The sequence below is a fragment of the Mucilaginibacter phyllosphaerae genome, assembly GCF_004378255.1.
GTDB classification, from domain to species: Bacteria; Bacteroidota; Bacteroidia; order Sphingobacteriales; family Sphingobacteriaceae; genus Mucilaginibacter; species Mucilaginibacter phyllosphaerae.
Genome location: NZ_SNQG01000006.1, coordinates 1 through 17,831 on the forward strand (window position 1 = coordinate 1; position 17,831 = coordinate 17,831).

Below are 17,831 nucleotides of genomic sequence, written 5' to 3' on the forward strand. Positions count from 1 at the left end.
TCCTCCAGTTTGTACGGCAGAAATGTCAATTGGTCGGGGTCATATGGTTTAAAGACTACTTTCGCTCCCATGACTTTAAGTTACCAAAATCGCATTAAATAACAAAAAGGCTGCCCCACTTATGAGACGGCCTCTTTTTTTATGTTACGATCAGAATTGAAACTGATCTCCAACCTCTAATCACTGGTCTCTACAAAATTAATCTTCGTTCACAAATGAACGTAGCATCCAAGTGTTCTTTTCTTTAAATTGCATAAAGCGGTTCACCATATCGTTTGTACCATCATCGCCTGCATCAGCAGTAATATCCAATATCTGGCGCTCCATTTCTATCAGGGCGGCCATATCTTCTATCAAAGCTTTCACCATATCGGTATCCTTTAAGCCGATAGTTTGAATTTCTTTAATGGTTGATGTGGTAATGTAATCGTTAAAAGTGCTGTACGGTGGCTTGCCCAGGGTAAGTATCCGCTCGGCCAGTTCATCAATAGTGGTAAGGGCCTCGGTATATAATTCTTCAAATTTTACGTGTAGCGTGAAAAAGCTTTTGCCCTTTACATTCCAATGGCAGCCACGTAATTTTTGGTAATGGATATGATAGTTTGCCAACAGATCGTTCAGATGATCAACAACCGGTTTTACTTTTTTTTCTTCTAAGCTTATTTTTTCAGCGTCCATGATAATTTATTTTTTGTTGTGATAACATCCGTTTAGCAGACATTGTTTCTGATTGTTTGTTTGGTTTTTGTCAGAAATTTCGGGGTTAAAAAATTCCCTGATGAGACAATTAATAGCCATATTTGCGACTTTAAATGACCATTTTTCGACCACATATCGCCCTTAGCTTTCCCAGCACCGTATGGCGCCTGCAAATTGACGGGCAAACCGATCTGCTCGGCATCGAGCTGCGGAATGAAGCCGATAAACAAACCAGCTTTGCCTCTTTAAACCTGGTAACCGGGCAAATGTATTTTACCGACCTCACCCTGCCCGAGCGCTGGCTTACCGGTATAGAGGGTATTTACCAAGGTATAATGCTGCTGCATTATTACAAGCAAGAAACCGGCCCCGAGCATAAAGCGATCATTGCTATTGATACTGCTACAGGCGCCGAACGCTGGAGCAACTACAGCCTGGCGCTCGATCATCTGGCGGCTGCCGGGCCGGTGGTTTACAATACCAATATGCTGCCTAAAAAGCTAATGCTTGCCGATATACTTACCGGCCAAACCTTACGCCCCTTTGATGCAGCAACTGATAAACCTTTAGAGAATAATATCCGGACACCTGCTATGTTAACTGCCGGTGAATTGCCGCCCGGCATCCTGCCCGATGAACCCTATGGAAATATGGTGCATTATCTAAACCATAATAATTACATAATTGTATCTTTGCACACCCTTAAAAACGGGGCCTTGCAGCAGCACCTGTATATAATTAATAACAATGAGGTAATTTATCATGATTTATTGAACCAGGATATACAAAAATTACAGCCCGAGGCGTTTGTATTACATAAAAATATACTGGTTTACATCAAAAACAAAGCCGAAATAAAGGCTTTAAAACTATAAATTACTGAATAAGAATTTATTATGAAATTTAAAATACTACTATTATCCACTATACTTACCGCCCTTACTTCTTCCCTGTTTGCATCGGCACTGCCAGATTCTATCGGGGTGGAGAACCTGGACGGCAAAAAAGTTATCCTGCATAAACTCGATCCGAAAGACAATTATTATTCGCTGGGCCGCAAATACGGGGTAAGCCCTAAAATCATCCAAAAGTTTAATAATAATGCCAGCATGCAAATTGGCAAGATCATTAAAGTGCCTACTCAGCGCTCCATCGTAGAAACAGTTGCCACGGCGCCTGCTGTGCAAACACCACCGGCCCAAACACCAGCCAAACCGGCAGAGCAGACACCGGTAAAAACCAAACCGGCAGAGCAAGCCACAGTTAAAACACAGCCTGTTGTAATACCGCAGCCGGTACAAAAAGAAGAGACAAAGCCTGCTGTACAAGCACCTGCTGCCATCACTGCCACGCAAGAATACAAGGTATCGGCACATGAAACACTGTATGCTATCGCTAAACGTTTTAATACAACCGTAGATGCGCTTACGCAGTTAAATAAACTAAAATCTACCGCGCTTATACCCGGCCAGGTATTAATGGTGCCCAATGGTGTGGCTGCACCCGCGCCAGCCCCGGCGGCTGTTGTAACCGATGCCCACACAGACACCGCCCGGCGAGACTCTACCTACGTGGCTGCCGCGGATAGTATTGCCAACCATAAAGCCGGCGCCAACCGGTACGGCCTGTTTGAAAAGAACGAAAAAGGAGTGGCTACCTGGATAGAGGATGCCAGCCTTGACCCAAATAAAAAATTGATCCTGCATCGTACCGCCCCTATTGGTACGGTGATGCGCATTACCAACCCCATGAATGGCCACGTAACCTTTGCCAAAGTAGTTGGCCGCTTTACTGACAGCCAAAGCACCAGGGATGCTATCATCGTGATGACCAAAAATGTTGCCACTGCTTTGGGTGCGCTCGATAAACGTTTTCAGGTAAATATCAGCTACGGTACTCCTAATGAATAAACCTTATGTAATTGGCGTTGCCGGTGGCAGCGGATCTGGCAAAACCTTTTTTTTAAAATCCTTTTTAGAACACTTTACCGCCGATGAGGTGTGTTTGGTATCGCAGGATGATTACTACTTCCCGGTGGCCCATAACATGACCAAGGAGGAGAATAAAGAGTATAACTTCGACCTGCCATCAACCATAGACCATGAGCACTTTGAAAGTGATATTTTTAAACTGCTGAATAACCAAAGCTTTATAAAGCAGGAATACACTTTTAACAACTCCAATGCAGTCCCCAAAATGCTGGAGATCAAACCGGCACCTATTATTATTGTAGAGGGGTTATTCATTATGCACTTTGGTAAAATTAAGGATGTGCTGGATATGACCATCTTTATTGATGCCGATGAACACATTGCCCTGAAACGCCGCCTTAAACGCGACCTGGAAGAGCGCGGCTACTCTAACGAAGATGCTTACTATAAATGGGTAAACCACGTTGTACCGGCTTATAAAGAGTACCTGCTGCCCTACCGTGATGTATGCGACAGGGTGGTTGTTAACAACACGCAGGAAGCTGCCGATATTATCCGCATTACAGATGAGATCTCTGCAGAGTTGCGCAAAAAGGTTTTAAGCTAAAGTCTTCGCTTACAACAGCAGTAAATTCTAATAAATTTTAGCGGGCAGCTTGGCTTATCGGCGTATCAATCGCAATTAAGCAACAGATCGTAATACTTTTTCATCAAAACAGTATCGTAATTGACCAGGGAGTTGTAGGCTTCGGTAACCAGTTCATTCAAAATTGACGAGCCGAGCTGCCCTGCCCCATTCGGGATGGAATCATAATAGGTAATAAGCTCTTTAACCCTGATGATCTCGTACAATAGCTTCTGGATCAGATCCGTTTGTGCACCGGTCTGTATCCCTTGAGAGTTATTGAGAAAATCTAAAGGATCATTCGTAGTAGACGTCATTCGCAAAATAGTACCGGCTTGATTGTTTTCTCTTTTTTATATATCCTTAACTATTTCAAACCACCAAAGTTTAGGTATTGTTTTAAATTCTTAATATTTTTTTTAACAAAACAGCAAAACCCTCAAAAAGAGGGTTTTGCTGTTTAAATTATTTGTTTTTAGTTATTATCAGCAGGTTTATTGCTCTCCGGGCGTGGCAATAAAGCCTTACGCGAAAGTTTCAATTTACCTTGCTTATCCACATCAAGCAGTTTTACACGTACTTCGTCGCCAACGTTAAAGATCCCATCCATGGTTTCGATACGGCGGTGATCGATCTCGGAGATGTGTAACAAACCATCTTTACCCGGCATAATCTCCACAAATGCACCAAACGGCATAATTGATTTTACTTTACCTTCGTAGATCTCGCCAACTTCCGGTTTAGAAGCAATAGCGCGGATACGGCCTAAAGCAGCATCGATAGCTGCCTTGTTATCGGCAAATACCTGTACAAAGCCCTGGTTGTCTTTCTCTTCGATAGAGATGGTAGCACCTGTTTCGCGCTGCATCTCCTGGATGATCTTACCACCGGGGCCAATTACGGCGCCAATGTATTCTTTATCTATCTTGATCATTACAATACGCGGCGCGTGTGGTTTGTAGTCCTCGCGCGGTGCAGTCATGGTTTTAGCCATTTCGCCCAGTATGTGTAAACGGCCGTCTTTAGCCTGGTTTAACGCGTTGGTTAATACCTCGTAAGATAATCCGTTGATCTTTAGATCCATCTGTACAGCAACAATACCGTTTTTGGTACCGGTTACTTTAAAGTCCATATCACCCAAGTGATCTTCATCACCCAAGATATCAGAAAGGATAGCGTATTTAGTACCCATTTCATTGGTGATTAAGCCCATGGCAATACCGGATACCGGGTTGCTGATCTTGATACCCGCATCCATCAAAGCCAATGTACCGGCGCAAACCGTAGCCATTGATGAAGAACCGTTTGATTCCAGGATATCAGAAACGATACGGATCGTGTATGGGTTTTGGTCTTCGGCAGGTAATACGCGTTTTAAAGAGCGCATAGCCAGGTTACCGTGACCGATCTCGCGGCGGCCTGCACCCCTGTTAGGGCGAACCTCGCCGGTTGAAAAACCAGGGAAATTATAGTGTAACAGGAATTTTTGGTAACCGTTGATGAACGCACCATCAATCATTTGCTCATCATCCTTAGCGCCTAAGGTAACGGTGGTTAATGATTGGGTTTCGCCACGGGTAAATACCGCGCTACCGTGTGCAGATGGCAGGTAACCCACTTCGCTCCATATCGGGCGGATCTGGGTAGTGCTGCGGCCGTCTAAACGTTTACCTTCGTCTAATACCAGGTTACGGATAGCATCGTACTCTACATCGTGGTAGTATTTTTTAGCTAATGATTTGGTGATATCATCTATCTCGCCAAGGGTTTCGATATAAGCATCACGTACCGCTTTAAATTTAGCACCACGCTCTTCTTTAGCAGACGCTTCGCCGGCAATAGCGTAAACCTGATCGTATGTAGCAGCGTAAATAGCTTTTTTCAGGTCTTCGTTACTGTGTTCGTGGTTGTAAACACGTTTTTCAGTTTTACCTACTTCAATTGTTAACTCTTTTTGGGCTAAACATTGTAGTTTGATGGCAGTATGTGCAAATTTAATAGCCTCAACTAATTCTTCTTCCTGGATCTCTGCAGATTCGCCTTCCACCATGTTAATATCATGCTCGCTACCGGCAACAATAAACTCTAAAGTTGCATTTTGCAATTGAGTTAAAGTTGGGTTAATAACCAGCTGGCCATTAACTTTGGCAACACGCACCTCAGATATAGGGCCGTTAAAAGGGATATCAGAAACAGATAATGCAGCAGAAGCAGCTAAACCTGCAAGGCAATCAGGCATAATATCTTTATCGGCAGATATCAATGATATCATAACCTGGGTATCAGCGTGATAATCTTCTGGGAACATTGGGCGCAATGCACGGTCAACCAAACGAGAGATCAAAACCTCATAGTCTGACAGGCGCGCCTCGCGGCGTAAAAATCCACCGGGGATACGGCCGGTAGCAGCATATTTTTCCTGGTAATCTACAGAAAGGGGTAAAAAATCAACTCCTTCTTTTGCATCGGGCGATGATACTACCGTAGCCAATAACATGGTATCACCCATTTTAATTACTACCGAGCCATCGGCTTGTTTGGCCAGTTTACCGGTTTCGATCTCAATGGTGCGGCCGTCACCTAAATCAATAACCTTTTTAATTACGTTTAAACTCATCTTGTTTGTGTTGTGATGCGCTTTTCATCTTTCGGAGCGCACCGGTTTTTATGTGTGTGTATATTTGTTGCAAAAGTAAAAAAGCCATCCTGCAAATGCGGACGGCTTTTTCTTAAAAAATAATAAAAGTTATTTGATAATATCCCTAAGCTGTAAAGCTTTGATGATAGCACGATATCTTTCAATGTCTTTTTTGTACAGGTATGCCAGCAAACCGCGGCGTTTACCTACTAATTTTTGCAGAGATAACTGGGTTGAAAAATCATGTTTGTTTTTTTTCAGGTGGCCGGTTAAATGTGCGATACGGGTGGTAAATAATGCTACCTGTCCTTCGGTTGAACCGGTGTCGGTTGCGCTTTTACCATGTTTTGCAAAGATCTCTGCCTTTGCTTCTTTACCTAAATACATTACGTGAATAATATTAAAGCGTGAATATTTAATTAATTGTGGCGCAAAGATACGGTTATGGTTTTAATTGCACAAGCGTTTAACAAGTACAATTTAATGAGACGGATGCGATATTGTTGATATAGTATTAAATAAGTAAATTTGTATATAAAAACATTGGTATGCTAACGCTCGAAATACAGGTGCCGGATAATAAAACCAACCAGGTTAAACAATTTTTAAAAGAATTGCAGATCCCTGTTAAGGTAAAAAAGCAAAAGAACATTCCTAATGCCGATACCCTTAAAGCGATGAATGAACTAAAGGCAGGCAACGGAGAAAAATTTGGAACTGTAGAAGAACTATTTGATAGCATCAAATAAAATATGTTTCAAATTGTTACTTCCGCCAAATTTTTAAAAGACTTAAAATTACTTAAAAAGCGTTCTGTAAAAGATTTTCAACTACTTCAGCAAGTTATTACTCTACTGGCAGAAAAAGGGCATACAGGCTTAAATAAAAAACATAAACCGCATAAACTCAGCGGAAATTACAGCGGCTATTGGGAATGCCATGTAAAACCCGACTTATTGCTTATCTGGGCAGAGCATGAGCAAATAAATCTGTTAGAATTAGTACGTACCGGTACTCATTCCGATTTATTTTAACAGGGATCCACTCACCATCCCCTACTTCCCTACCCAGCTTTTGTAAATTGCTGCTTGCAGGGCATCCGGGTTTTTCAGTGGTGTTATTTTAAAGCTTTTCTCGTATTTTTTAGCAAGCGTTATGGTCACATCCTTTTTAACGCCGTGTTTTTCTAAACCAAGGGTAATGGTATCGCCGGCGTTGTGGGTTTCGTAAGTTTTAAATAACAGGTCTCTGGTAGCAGGGGCGCCGTTTATCGTTAAAATTTTAGTGCGGCCGCGTACACCCATCTTCCACGCGGGTGATTGATAATCTACTGTGGTGATGCGCAGGGTATCTTTTTGTTGCCTCACATTTAAGCCATCCCAAACTGTAGATATCATGGTGGTAGTGGTATCAATATTTAAACCGCCGTAAGCAAAGTATTTAGGATAATTAGGCGGCGTAACGGTTGATGCATAATTAAACAGTTCGGGCATTTTTGTACCGGCCATTTTTTCGCATTCGTCCCTAAACTCCTGCTCGGTAAAGCCGCGGTTTAGCTTTTTGTAATACTTATAGTAAAGCAGGCGCATTACATCATCCAGCGTTTTTTTATTTTTAGTAATGTGGCGAATGTTAAAATCGAGCATCAAGCCCAAAATGGGGCCTTTATCATAATAAGATATCGTTTTGTTAAAATCATCGTTCACGCGGCCGTTAGGGCCGTCGCCCCAGGTATAGTAACTGGCCTGCGTGGCCGATTGATACAGGTGGCCGGGTTTGTTCTCGTAGTTTTTCAGGTTTTGCTGCAGATCGCCAAACATATCCTCGGGCGTCATGATGCCGGCGCGACGGGTTATGAGGTATTCGTAATAAACGGTAAACCCTTCGCTTACCCAAAGCATATTGGTGTGGTTCTCTTTGGAGTAATCAAACGGGCCAAGCTCTACCGGCCTGATGCGCTTTACGTTATAATGATGAAAATACTCATGTGCTATAAAGTTGTATAGTTTTTTCCTGGCTTCGGGTGTGTTAAAACCCTCGCCACCGCTAAAGCTTAATGATGATGAGTTTAAATGTTCTATCCCGCCGCCGCCTTCGCCTATAGATAAAAAGGTATAATGCGTGTAAGGCACTTCGCCAATAATATCGCTCCCGGTTTTAACGATCTTTTGCAGATCGTTCATAAAGCCCTGCCTGTCAAAAGCCGGTAGTTTATACCCAACAAAATTATGTGGCTTGTTATCAACCATAAATGGTGGTAATACCTCCAGTTCGCCCATTAAAAAGGGGCTATCGTACAACACATCAAAATCATTAGCCAAATAGGTATGATATTTACCGGGGATGGTATCCAAGCCTGTTGCCACCAGCTTGCTCCACTTGCTGTAAGGTGTCATTTGTATGGTTACCGGGTTCCTAAGCTCTTTATCCATATACAAGAAAAGGCCGCCGGGCGTAATGTAGCCACGGGTTTCGTCCAGATATACATTGCCCACGAATGGTACGGTAGCCTTAACATCATACGTAATTTTAATATCGCCTTCTGTTGGGTTTGCAACCACCCAGGCACTTTTTATAGGTTGCTCCCATTTTAACGGATTGCCTTTGGCATCTGTAACGGTAAAGTTTTGTACTGCCGCAGCAAAATCTATCAGCTGGTAATAGCCCGGTGTCCACACGCTCATTTTATACCGGGGTGTTTTGCCCGGTGCTTTGCTGTTTAGCTCTACATGACATAGGTGTTCTGCCGCTTTTTCCATACTTACGGCGTATTGCATGTTTGCTTGCTTTTGCTGTGCGTTTGCAACAGCGCTAAGGCTTATTAATGCAGGCAATAACAGCTTGTAAAGTTTTTTCATTATAGTAACATAGTTAGTCCCCCTAAGATAATAAAAATTGGAAGCCCGACAGATAACAGTTTTGTGACAGCCCGAAACAATATATCCGTTTTAACTTCCTACTTTTAACTTTCTACTTTTAACTTTACGCCCATGCCCTACGCTACCTTTGAAACCGAACTGCGGGTACGCCCCGATGATATAGACATGTTTCAGCATGTGCACAACAGCAAGTACTTTGATTATGTGCTGGCCGCCCGTTACGACCAGATGGAACGCTGCTACGGCATGGCCATGGAAAAATTTATGGAACGCGGCTTTGGCTGGGTAGTGCGCACCGCACATGTTGACTATAAACGTGCCCTTACCATGGGCGACTACTTCATCGTGCAAACCGGCATCGAAACCATTAACGATAAGGGCTGCCGCGTAGCCTTTACCCTAACCAACAAAGCCACCAAAAAAATCTGCTGCGACGGCTATTTTGATTACGTGATGATAGATATGGCCACCGGCCGCGGCGCTAAAGTGCCCGATGATGTAATTGCGCATTATCAGGTGTAGTAATATATACAATCACACCAGCATAATTACCTGATGAAAACAGAAAAAGAAAAAATGCTTACCGGCGAATACTATCTTGCCGGCGACGAAACCCTTGCCGCCGAGCGTAAATACTGCAAGCAGCTTTTAAAACAATTAAACGTTGATGAATATGTAGTGGGCGATGGCACTGCCGCCGTTTTGCAAAAGCTGATCCCTAACGCGCCAAAAAGCCTTTATATCGAACCGCCCTTTCACTGCGATTATGGTTACAATATTACCTGCGGAGAGAACGTGTATTTTAACGTTAACTGCGTAGTGCTGGATGTGATGGAGGTAAAGATAGGCAGCAACGTTTTTTGCGCCCCTGCCGTGCAAATCTATACCGCTACGCATCCCCTGGATGCCGTACTGCGGCGCAGTAAGGAAAACGCCAAACCGGTTACTATTGGCGATGATTGCTGGATAGGCGGCGGGGCTGTAATATGCCCCGGCGTAACCATAGGCAGCCGCTGCGTTGTTGGCGCAGGTGCAGTTGTTACCAAAAATATTCCGGATGATTGTTTAGCGGTAGGTAACCCGGCAGTAGTGATCAGAAAGCTGAACCATGATAACGAAAGAATGGAGATCAACCTGTAGTCACAAATTAGTTACAAAGGTTTAAAAATATATAGCTGCCCGCCTTAATGATGGCTTATTTTCTTAATATTATGCTTTTCTGCAAGCTGGTGAAACCGGCTGTAGCTATAACGATACCGACTAACATTTATCTTTTATGAACAAAACTTTAAAATGTGCATTACTGGCACCGTCTATTGCGATGATGGCCCTAACGGCCAACGCCCAAACGGCTGCACAGCCCAAACTGGTAGAAAAGGTTACCCGTAAGGGTACCGAACTGGTTATCCCTTATGAAAAGTACGTGCTTCCGAACGGTTTAACCGTAATTTTAGCCGAAGACCATTCAGACCCTTTGGTGCATGTAGATGTAACTTACCACGTAGGATCGGCCCGCGAGGAGATCGGTAAATCGGGCTTTGCCCACTTCTTTGAGCACATGATGTTCCAGGGAAGCGACCATGTGGCCAATGGCGACCACTTTAAGATCATTACCGAGGCTGGCGGTACGCTAAACGGCTCTACTAACCGCGACCGCACCAATTACTACGAAACCGTGCCTGCTAATCAGCTCGAAAAAATGCTTTGGCTGGAGAGCGACCGCATGGGCTTTTTACTGGATGCCGTAACCCAGCAAAAATTTGAGGTACAGCGCGCAACCGTTAAAAACGAGCGCGGCCAGAACTACGATAACCGCCCTTACGGTTTAGCCGGCGAATACACGTCTAAAAACCTGTATCCATACGGCCACCCGTACTCGTGGTTAACTATCGGCTACATCGAAGAGTTAAATAAAGTTGGTGTTAACGATCTTAAGAACTTCTTTTTAAGATGGTATGGCCCAAACAATGCTACCATCACCATTGGCGGCGACCTTAACCCAAAACAAACCCTGGCCTGGGTTAGTAAATACTTCGGCAGCATCCCGCGTGGCCCGGTTGTTAAAAATGCATCGTTCCCGATGCCCGTACTTACTGCAGACAGGTACATATCCTACACAGATAATTATGCCAAACTACCGTTGATGTCTATCACCTATCCGGGGGTAAAGATCTATGATAAAGATATGTCGGCATTGGATGCCCTGTCAGAAATTATCGGCCAGGGGCGTAATTCTATCTTCTATAAAAACTTTGTGAAAACACGGAAGGCGGCGCAGGCATCCATGAGCTCGTCAAATACCGAACTGGCGGGGGAGATAACCCTGAGTGTGATACCTTTCCCGGGCCAAACGCTGGCAGATGCTAAGAAACTGGTGGATGAGTCGCTGGCCGAGTTTGAAAAAACAGGCGTAAGTGATGATGCCCTGTTGCGGTTTAAAGCAAGTGCCGAAGCTAATTACATCAACAGTTTATCAAGCGTTAGCGGTAAAGTAACAGAACTGGCGCAGGCGCAGTACCTTACAGGCAACCCTAACCAGATAGCCCGCGAACTGGCCGATATACGGGCAGTTACCAAAGAAGATGTGATGCGGGTATATAACAAATACATTAAAGGTAAGCCGGCTGTAATATTAAGCGTACTTCCAAAAACGGGCGATGTAGCCGCAGTTGCACCAAATAATTATACCGTAAACACAGCGGGTTATAAGGCGCCAGACTATGGTTATAATGGCCTGACCTACAAAAAGGCAACAGATAATTTTAACCGCTCTGCCAAACCGGGCATAGGTGCAAACCCTGCTATAAAAGTGCCAACCATCTGGAGCGCTACCACGCAAAATGGCATCAATATCATTGGTACGCAAAACAGCGAGATCCCAACGGTATCTATCTCCATGACTATTAAAGGAGGCGGTTTATATGCGGTTAACAACCCATCAAAGGCCGGCCTGGCAGGCGTTGTTGCACGCATGATGAATGAGGACAGCAAAAACTACACGGCAGAGCAGTTCAACTCCGAGTTGGATAAACTGGGCAGCGGCATCAGTGTGTATGCCGGCAGCGAAGCTATTTATGTAAGCATAAATTCCTTAACTAAAAATCTGCCGAAAACGATGACCCTGTTACAGGAGAAATTGTTAAACCCCAAATTTACCCAGGATGCTTTAGACCGGATCAAAAAACAAACCATTGAAGGTTTAAAGCAGGCTAAAACACAGCCCGCTGGCGTAGCTTCAGCCGTGTATAATAAAATACTTTACGGGCAAGATAATGTACGCACCTACTCAACCGGTGGTAACGAAGAAACGGTGGCAGCTATCACCCTGCAGGATGTGCAGGATTATTATGATAAATACTTTACGCCATCGCAAACCAGCATTGTTGTTGTAGGCGATGTTAACCAGGGCACAGCAAGGGGCAGCCTGGCCTTCCTGAATAACTGGGCCGATAAAAAAGTAACTATCCCAACCCCGGCAGCAGGGAAAACGTTTGATAAAACCACCCTATACCTGGTTGATGTACCGGGTGCTGCGCAATCAGAGATCCGAATAGGTTACCTGGATAAATTAAATTATGATGCCACCGGCGATTATTATAAACTGGGTATAGCCAACTATATTTTGGGCGGCGCATTCAACAGCCATATCAACTTAAACCTGCGCGAGAAAAAAGGCTGGACCTACGGCGCACGCTCGGGCTTTAACTCGGGCAAATACGGCGGCGATTTTACCGCATCAGCAGGTGTATTGGCCACGGCTACAGATAGCTCGGTATATGAATTTATCAAAGAGATAAAAGATTATCAAAAAACAGGCATCACACCAGATGAACTGAAGTTTACCCAAACATCTATTGGCCAAAGCGATGCCCGCAGGTATGAAACCAACGCACAAAAAGCAGCGTTCCTATCGCGCATCCAGGAGTATAACCTGAAACCAACTTATGTAGACGAGCAAAACCGTATCTTATCTACCATTACCCCGGCCGAGCTGAATAAGCTATCGGCTAAGTATCTGGATACGGATAAAATGGTGATACTGGTTGTAGGTGACAAGGCCAGGATATTGCCGGGCCTGCAAAAATTAGGTTACCCGATAGTTGAATTAGACAGCGACGGCAAACCGAAGCAATAATCAAAAATCTGTTATATCACAAAGCCCTCTTAACATTATGTTGAGAGGGCTTTGTGTTTAATTTATCGGCTATTTAAACTATTAATAATTTTTGATGAAGGGCAATTCTGCATTTACATAAGCAGGCTTTTTTAGCTGCGCCCCAAGCGCCTTAAAACTTTGTGTTGGCCCGTCGGTTGCAAACATATTGCTTAACCAGGCAGGTATGGCGCCACCGGGGTCAAGCTGTATGGTGTACTCTACCTTTACTTCTTTTTTATTAACGGGGTAAATTAGCCACTTGCTTAAGGAATGCCTGATGCGTACAATGCCATCCTTTTCGGGCACCATCGTTGGGGCAACAGGGCCATCCATGGTTACTACTTTGGTTTCCGGATCTTGCGAGGTTACCAGGTGCGCTATAAAATCGCGGTTTTGAGCAGGCCATGGCAGGCTGATCTCTGAATAATAAAACAACTCAGATGGTGATACCTGCTTAACCAGGCGGATAGATTTGGTATGATAGATCCACTCGGGCCTTATCTTCAGATCAAGCAGCGTGGCCACCATTTGTGTTAAGGTAGATGCATAATTGCATTCTATCCTAAGCGCTTTAAACTTTGAATTAGCAACCTCGCTGGTATAGATCTTTATACCTTCTTTATTGCTCTTAAGCACCCAGTTATACTGTGCAGATGCCGTGAAAGACAAGATCAGAAAAAGCGGCAAAGAAAAAAGTAATTTCTTAAACATAAATTAACCCGGAATTAAACCCGGCAAATTTAATTATCCGCTTTGTACTGCATGTCATCCATACAACACAAATAAAAATACTTAAGCAGTAGCTACCAGCTTGCTTGTGCTGCGGTAAACAAACTCGTTGTAAATATGCCTGCGCGCAAACCTGCCCGGCGAATCGGCATTTACCAGTTTTACATAAACTGCCCGCGGCACATCAAAATACTCGTAAGAGTTACCGTCGGTAAAATCTACGCGCAACACCTGCGATTTGTATTCAAAATCGGCAATGGCGGCTATGGTAGTTGTGGCTGTATATTCGGCTAAAGATTGTGCACGGGTTTCGGGTGCAATACTTACCAAAAAGTGATAAGCTTCGATAATGGTTTTACTTTTTTCTTCGGCTTCCAGTTTACTTTCTTCACTCTCCTGGAATTTATCGGGGTGCCAGGCTTTCATCAGGCTGCGGTAGGTGCTTTTTAATTCCTGTAACTCTGCTGCTTCGGTAACGCCTAAAAGCTTACGGTAATCGACAATTTTTTTCATGCTATGCGTATTCTAATTTATTGTCGATGAAAAGTTTATCCAAAGAAAATAAAGCTGCAAAGGTACGCTTTATTAGCCATCCCGGTAAACTTATCTTCAAATTAAATAAACCTTTGCAGATGCGATAAAAAGATTTTATTTTGTGTTAAATTAAAAGCATAACAAGCAAAAGTTTGGAAAATTTTGAGGCCGATATTGATGCCGTCAGCCGTATAGAGGCAGTAACTTCTATTTTAGAAGTAGTTTGCCGCACTACCCACATGGGCTTTGCCGCCGTTGCACGTGTTACCGATGATAAATGGATAACCTGCGCCGTACGTGATGAAATTGATTTTGGGCTGACACCCGGAAGCGAATTAAAACTCGAAACAACTATTTGTAATGAAATAAGGCAGCACCATCAGCCGGTGGTGATAGACCATGTTGCAAATGATGAAGCTTTTGCCAGCCACCATACCCCGGCCATGTATGGCTTTCAAAGCTATATATCTTACCCAATTAAACTTAAAAACGGAAGCTTTTTTGGCACGCTTTGCGCTATCGACCCTAACCCAAAGCATTTAAAGGACACCCAGATCATGGGGATGTTTAAGCTGTTTGCCGAACTGATAGCTTTCCATTTAGATGCCCAGGATAAACTTGAAAAATCGGAATTACTGCTTACCAAAGAAAAAAAGACCGCAGAACTGCGCGACCAGTTCATCGCTATTTTGGGGCATGACCTGGGTAACCCCGTAGGGGCTGTGCTTAATGTATCGCAGCTGATGCTGCGCATGCCCTTAGACGGACGTACCAGGCGCCTGGCCATTATTCTGCAAAATTCATCCTATAGAATGAAGGCCCTGATAGAAAACATTCTTGATTTTGCCAGGGGCCGCTTAGGCGAAGGCATCATACTAAACAGGAACGATAATGAGCCGGTTGAAGAGATCCTTAATCATGTGATTACGGAATTAACCATTCTTTGGCCCGACAAAACCATCCATACCAATTTTAATTTATGCCAGGCGGTAAATTGCGATGGCAAACGGGTATCGCAGGTGCTATCCAACCTGTTAGGCAATGCGCTGATACATGGCGCCGCCGGCCAGCCGGTTGATGTGGATGTTACCTGTATGAACGATACTTTTACCATATCGGTAACCAATGCCGGTAAACAGATACCCGATAATGTGAAGGAAAAACTTTTCCGGCCTTTTTCGCGGGGCGAGCTTGAACCTGGCCAGCAAGGCCTTGGCCTTGGTTTGTTCATCGCTTCAGAAGTTGCCAGGGCACATGGTGGTACACTGGAGGTACAGTCTGACAGTGAAAAAACTATATTTACCTACACTATGCCGGCGGGCTGCCGGTAGCAGGCCGCGCTTACATCAGTTAAAAGTTACCAGCACTAATGCTAATGCAATAAGGGCTGGCAATGCTTGTTTAATAATAATGGATTTGCCCGCCGTAAGCCCGCCATATAAACCGGCAACTACCACGCATGCCAGGAAAAATAAGGCTACATTTTTTGCCCATAGCGGGTCGCTGATGAGTAATGACCAGATCAGGCCTGCCGCTAAAAAACCATTATAAAGGCCCTGGTTGGCTGCCAGCGTGGTGGTTTGCTCAAAAAGATGTGGCGGTAAAGTTTTAAAGGTTGCCTTGCCTTTGGTTGTCCAGGCAAACATTTCTATCCATAAAATATATAAATGCTCCACTGCTACCAAAGCGATCATGATCTGGGCAAAAACTTTCATGGTGTGCGGGTTTGGATAAATGTATCTAAATTCCTAACAAAAAATTATTCGGTTACAGGCAGGGTGAACCAAAATATGCTGCCTTTACCGGCCTGGCTGTTCACCCCTATTTTGCCGCCATGCCGTTCAACAATTTCGGCGCTGATGTACAGGCCCAGCCCCAGGCCGGAATATTGCAGGCCGGTAGAATCTACCCGGTAATAGCGTTCGAACAGATGAGGGATCTTATCATAGGCAATCCCCTCTCCAAAATCCTGCACAGATATTTTTACTGTTTTAGCACGGCAAGTTACATCGATAATGATCCTGTGCGATTCGGGCGCATACTTTACCGCATTATTTACCAGGTTAATAATCACCTGCTCTATTTTGCTCCGGTCGGCATAGATCTCCAACCCGGTATCGCCGTTTATGATCAGGTCATGATTACCAGACAGGGTAATATGCTCGCAGCCCTCGGCTATCATTTCGCCGGCTTTAAATCGGGTTTTATTAAGCGCAAGTTGCCCGGCATTAATTTTTGATACATTCAGCAGGCTCTCTATCAGGTGCTGCATTTTATTAAGGCTGATGTTGGCCTTATCTATAAATTGGGCTACTTTCCCGGTATCGCCGTTTGTTTTGATCAGCTTATCTAAGATCTGAATAGATGCCTTAAGCGATGTCATAGGTGTTTTAAGCTCGTGGCTGGCAACGCTTATAAAATCATCTTTTTGCTGCTGCAGGCGTTTAAATTCGGTAATATCAAGCACGGTACCCAGCATACGCACCGCTCTGTCATCACTGTCATAATAAACCTTTGCCTGTGTACGGATCCAGTGGATAGATCCATCGGGATGGGTAATACGGGCCTCGTAAAAAAGCCTGCCGGTTTTTATGGCCTCTTCATGCGCTTTGTCACGCAGGGTAAGGTCTTCGTGATATATGGTATCGATTAAACGGCCCCTGCTCACCGGCGAATTAAAGCCAAAAATTTTATTAAACCTGCCAGAAGGTACCATAACCTGGGTAAGCAGGTCAAGGTCAAACGTGCCAATTTCGGCAGCCTCGATAGCCAGCCTGCCGCGTTCTTCGGCATCTTCAATATTACGGCGAGCGATCACCTTATCGGTAACATCAATAGCTATTACCATAACAGCGTTGATGTTACCATCGAAATGGCGAACCGGCTCATACACAAAATCAACAAAAACAACTTCGGGCTTACCATTCCGCATCAATGTTAACTCAGCTTCTTTAGCAATAAACGCCTCGCCGGTTGTAATTACATTGTTCATTACCGGGGCGTATGATGCTGCCGCTTCGGGTATGGCATCCCATATCGTGCGGTTTTCCAGATGTTTGCGCTGCCGGCCAACCAGTTCCAGGTAAGAGTCGTTCACTACCTCTATCATCAGGTCGCCGGCCCTTATGATGCAGATACCTACGGGGGCCTGCCTAACCAGGTTATAAAGCGCCATTTCGCTTTCCTCAACAGATTGCTTGGCCCGTTCCAGCTCGGTAACATCTGTATTATAAGCGGCCACGCCATATACCTTACCATCGGTGTTATGGATAGGCTGATAGGTGAATTTATAGTAAAATGTTTGCAGCTTACCGCCAACTAAAAGATCTACCCGCTCGCTGCCGCTGTAAAAGGGCTTACCGGTGCGGTAAACACTTTGCAGGTAGCCTAAAAAGGGCTGGTCCTCCAGTTCGGGCAGGGCATCAAAAAAGGGTTTACCAATAACGGATGAGTCCCTGTCCCAGGCTTTAAGCGTAGCGCTATTGGCTACAGTAATGATCATGTCATCACCGGTGCATACATATACAGGGAAAGGCGATAGCTCAACAATATCGCGGAAAGTGCTTTCTAACGGATCCAAAAGTTTATTCCTGATTAAATAAATTGCCCAACTCAAAAATATAAAACTTTAGCATACTTA

General features: G+C 44.3%; 18 protein-coding genes. 9 read left to right on the forward strand and 9 right to left on the reverse strand.

The genetic code is table 11. The features are described from left to right. Nucleotides 1-198 precede the first annotated feature (198 nt). Nucleotides 199-678 (reverse strand): Dps family protein, encoded by a 480-nt coding sequence (locus E2R65_RS15810; protein WP_134337465.1) that lies wholly within the window; start codon nucleotides 676-678, stop codon nucleotides 199-201. Between the two features lie 134 nt (nucleotides 679-812). Here E2R65_RS15810 and E2R65_RS15815 point away from each other — a divergent pair, with 134 nt between their 5' ends. Genes E2R65_RS15815 through E2R65_RS15825 form a run of 3 tightly spaced genes read left to right on the forward strand, consistent with a single transcriptional unit; the run spans nucleotide 813 to nucleotide 3,237 of the window. Next, the gene (locus tag E2R65_RS15815; RefSeq protein ID WP_134337466.1) at nucleotides 813-1,574 is read left to right on the forward strand and encodes a DUF4905 domain-containing protein; all 762 of its coding nucleotides are present in this window, start codon (nucleotides 813-815) and stop codon (nucleotides 1,572-1,574) included. Between the two features lie 21 nt (nucleotides 1,575-1,595). Next, nucleotides 1,596-2,609: a LysM peptidoglycan-binding domain-containing protein gene (locus E2R65_RS15820; RefSeq protein WP_134337467.1), complete on the forward strand. Its 1,014-nt coding sequence runs from the start codon at nucleotides 1,596-1,598 to the stop codon at nucleotides 2,607-2,609. After that, entirely contained in the window at nucleotides 2,602-3,237 is a 636-nt protein-coding gene (locus E2R65_RS15825) for a uridine kinase family protein (protein ID WP_134337468.1), read from the forward strand. Before E2R65_RS15820 ends, E2R65_RS15825 begins: the two co-directional genes overlap by 8 nt. A 65-nt stretch (nucleotides 3,238-3,302) precedes the next feature. Here the strand turns inward: E2R65_RS15825 and E2R65_RS15830 are convergent, their stop codons facing one another. The 3 genes from E2R65_RS15830 to rpsO form a co-directional block, all read right to left on the reverse strand. After that, nucleotides 3,303-3,572, reverse strand: a complete 270-nt coding sequence (locus E2R65_RS15830) for a hypothetical protein (RefSeq protein WP_067062801.1) — start codon at nucleotides 3,570-3,572, stop codon at nucleotides 3,303-3,305. A gap of 158 nt (nucleotides 3,573-3,730) precedes the next feature. Further along, a complete protein-coding gene (gene pnp, locus E2R65_RS15835; protein ID WP_134337469.1) occupies nucleotides 3,731-5,872 on the reverse strand; it encodes a polyribonucleotide nucleotidyltransferase in 2,142 nt (713 codons plus the stop codon). 129 nt (nucleotides 5,873-6,001) lie between these two features. After that, nucleotides 6,002-6,280: a 30S ribosomal protein S15 gene (gene rpsO / locus E2R65_RS15840; RefSeq protein WP_134337470.1), complete on the reverse strand. Its 279-nt coding sequence runs from the start codon at nucleotides 6,278-6,280 to the stop codon at nucleotides 6,002-6,004. Between the two features lie 161 nt (nucleotides 6,281-6,441). Between rpsO and E2R65_RS15845 the strand changes: the two genes are divergently transcribed. Next, nucleotides 6,442-6,642: a hypothetical protein gene (locus tag E2R65_RS15845; protein WP_134337471.1), complete on the forward strand. Its 201-nt coding sequence runs from the start codon at nucleotides 6,442-6,444 to the stop codon at nucleotides 6,640-6,642. 3 nt (nucleotides 6,643-6,645) lie between these two features. Beyond that, complete coding sequence (locus E2R65_RS15850; protein ID WP_134337472.1) at nucleotides 6,646-6,927, forward strand: type II toxin-antitoxin system YafQ family toxin; 282 nt, start codon at nucleotides 6,646-6,648, stop codon at nucleotides 6,925-6,927. 21 nt (nucleotides 6,928-6,948) lie between these two features. Here E2R65_RS15850 and E2R65_RS15855 read toward each other — a convergent pair whose 3' ends face one another. After that, complete coding sequence (locus tag E2R65_RS15855; RefSeq protein ID WP_134337473.1) at nucleotides 6,949-8,751, reverse strand: M61 family metallopeptidase; 1,803 nt, start codon at nucleotides 8,749-8,751, stop codon at nucleotides 6,949-6,951. Nucleotides 8,752-8,883: 132 nt separating this feature from the next. On the opposite strand from E2R65_RS15855, the gene E2R65_RS15860 reads away from it, so the two are divergent. The 3 genes from E2R65_RS15860 (at nucleotide 8,884) to E2R65_RS15870 (ending at nucleotide 12,907) form a co-directional block, all read left to right on the forward strand. Then, nucleotides 8,884-9,294, forward strand: a complete 411-nt coding sequence (locus E2R65_RS15860) for an acyl-CoA thioesterase (RefSeq protein WP_134337474.1) — start codon at nucleotides 8,884-8,886, stop codon at nucleotides 9,292-9,294. A 33-nt stretch (nucleotides 9,295-9,327) separates the two neighbouring features. Continuing rightward, nucleotides 9,328-9,912, forward strand: coding sequence for a sugar O-acetyltransferase (locus E2R65_RS15865; RefSeq protein ID WP_134337475.1), 585 nt, complete (start codon nucleotides 9,328-9,330; stop codon nucleotides 9,910-9,912). A gap of 136 nt (nucleotides 9,913-10,048) precedes the next feature. After that, on the forward strand, nucleotides 10,049-12,907 hold the full coding sequence (locus E2R65_RS15870; RefSeq protein WP_134337476.1) for a M16 family metallopeptidase: 2,859 nt from the start codon (nucleotides 10,049-10,051) through the stop codon (nucleotides 12,905-12,907). A gap of 81 nt (nucleotides 12,908-12,988) precedes the next feature. Here E2R65_RS15870 and E2R65_RS15875 read toward each other — a convergent pair whose 3' ends face one another. Together E2R65_RS15875 and E2R65_RS15880 are read right to left on the reverse strand one after the other, a co-directional pair. Continuing rightward, on the reverse strand, nucleotides 12,989-13,639 hold the full coding sequence (locus E2R65_RS15875) for an START domain-containing protein (protein WP_134337477.1): 651 nt from the start codon (nucleotides 13,637-13,639) through the stop codon (nucleotides 12,989-12,991). A gap of 81 nt (nucleotides 13,640-13,720) precedes the next feature. Further along, nucleotides 13,721-14,170: a KTSC domain-containing protein gene (locus E2R65_RS15880; protein ID WP_134337478.1), complete on the reverse strand. Its 450-nt coding sequence runs from the start codon at nucleotides 14,168-14,170 to the stop codon at nucleotides 13,721-13,723. 173 nt (nucleotides 14,171-14,343) lie between these two features. On the opposite strand from E2R65_RS15880, the gene E2R65_RS15885 reads away from it, so the two are divergent. Next, nucleotides 14,344-15,522: a GAF domain-containing sensor histidine kinase gene (locus tag E2R65_RS15885; RefSeq protein WP_134337479.1), complete on the forward strand. Its 1,179-nt coding sequence runs from the start codon at nucleotides 14,344-14,346 to the stop codon at nucleotides 15,520-15,522. Nucleotides 15,523-15,537: 15 nt separating this feature from the next. Here the strand turns inward: E2R65_RS15885 and E2R65_RS15890 are convergent, their stop codons facing one another. Together E2R65_RS15890 and E2R65_RS15895 are read right to left on the reverse strand one after the other, a co-directional pair. Then, nucleotides 15,538-15,906: a DUF1304 domain-containing protein gene (locus tag E2R65_RS15890; protein ID WP_134337480.1), complete on the reverse strand. Its 369-nt coding sequence runs from the start codon at nucleotides 15,904-15,906 to the stop codon at nucleotides 15,538-15,540. Between the two features lie 44 nt (nucleotides 15,907-15,950). Beyond that, nucleotides 15,951-17,771 (reverse strand): PAS domain-containing sensor histidine kinase, encoded by a 1,821-nt coding sequence (locus E2R65_RS15895; protein WP_134337481.1) that lies wholly within the window; start codon nucleotides 17,769-17,771, stop codon nucleotides 15,951-15,953. Between the last annotated feature and the right edge of the window lie 60 nt (nucleotides 17,772-17,831).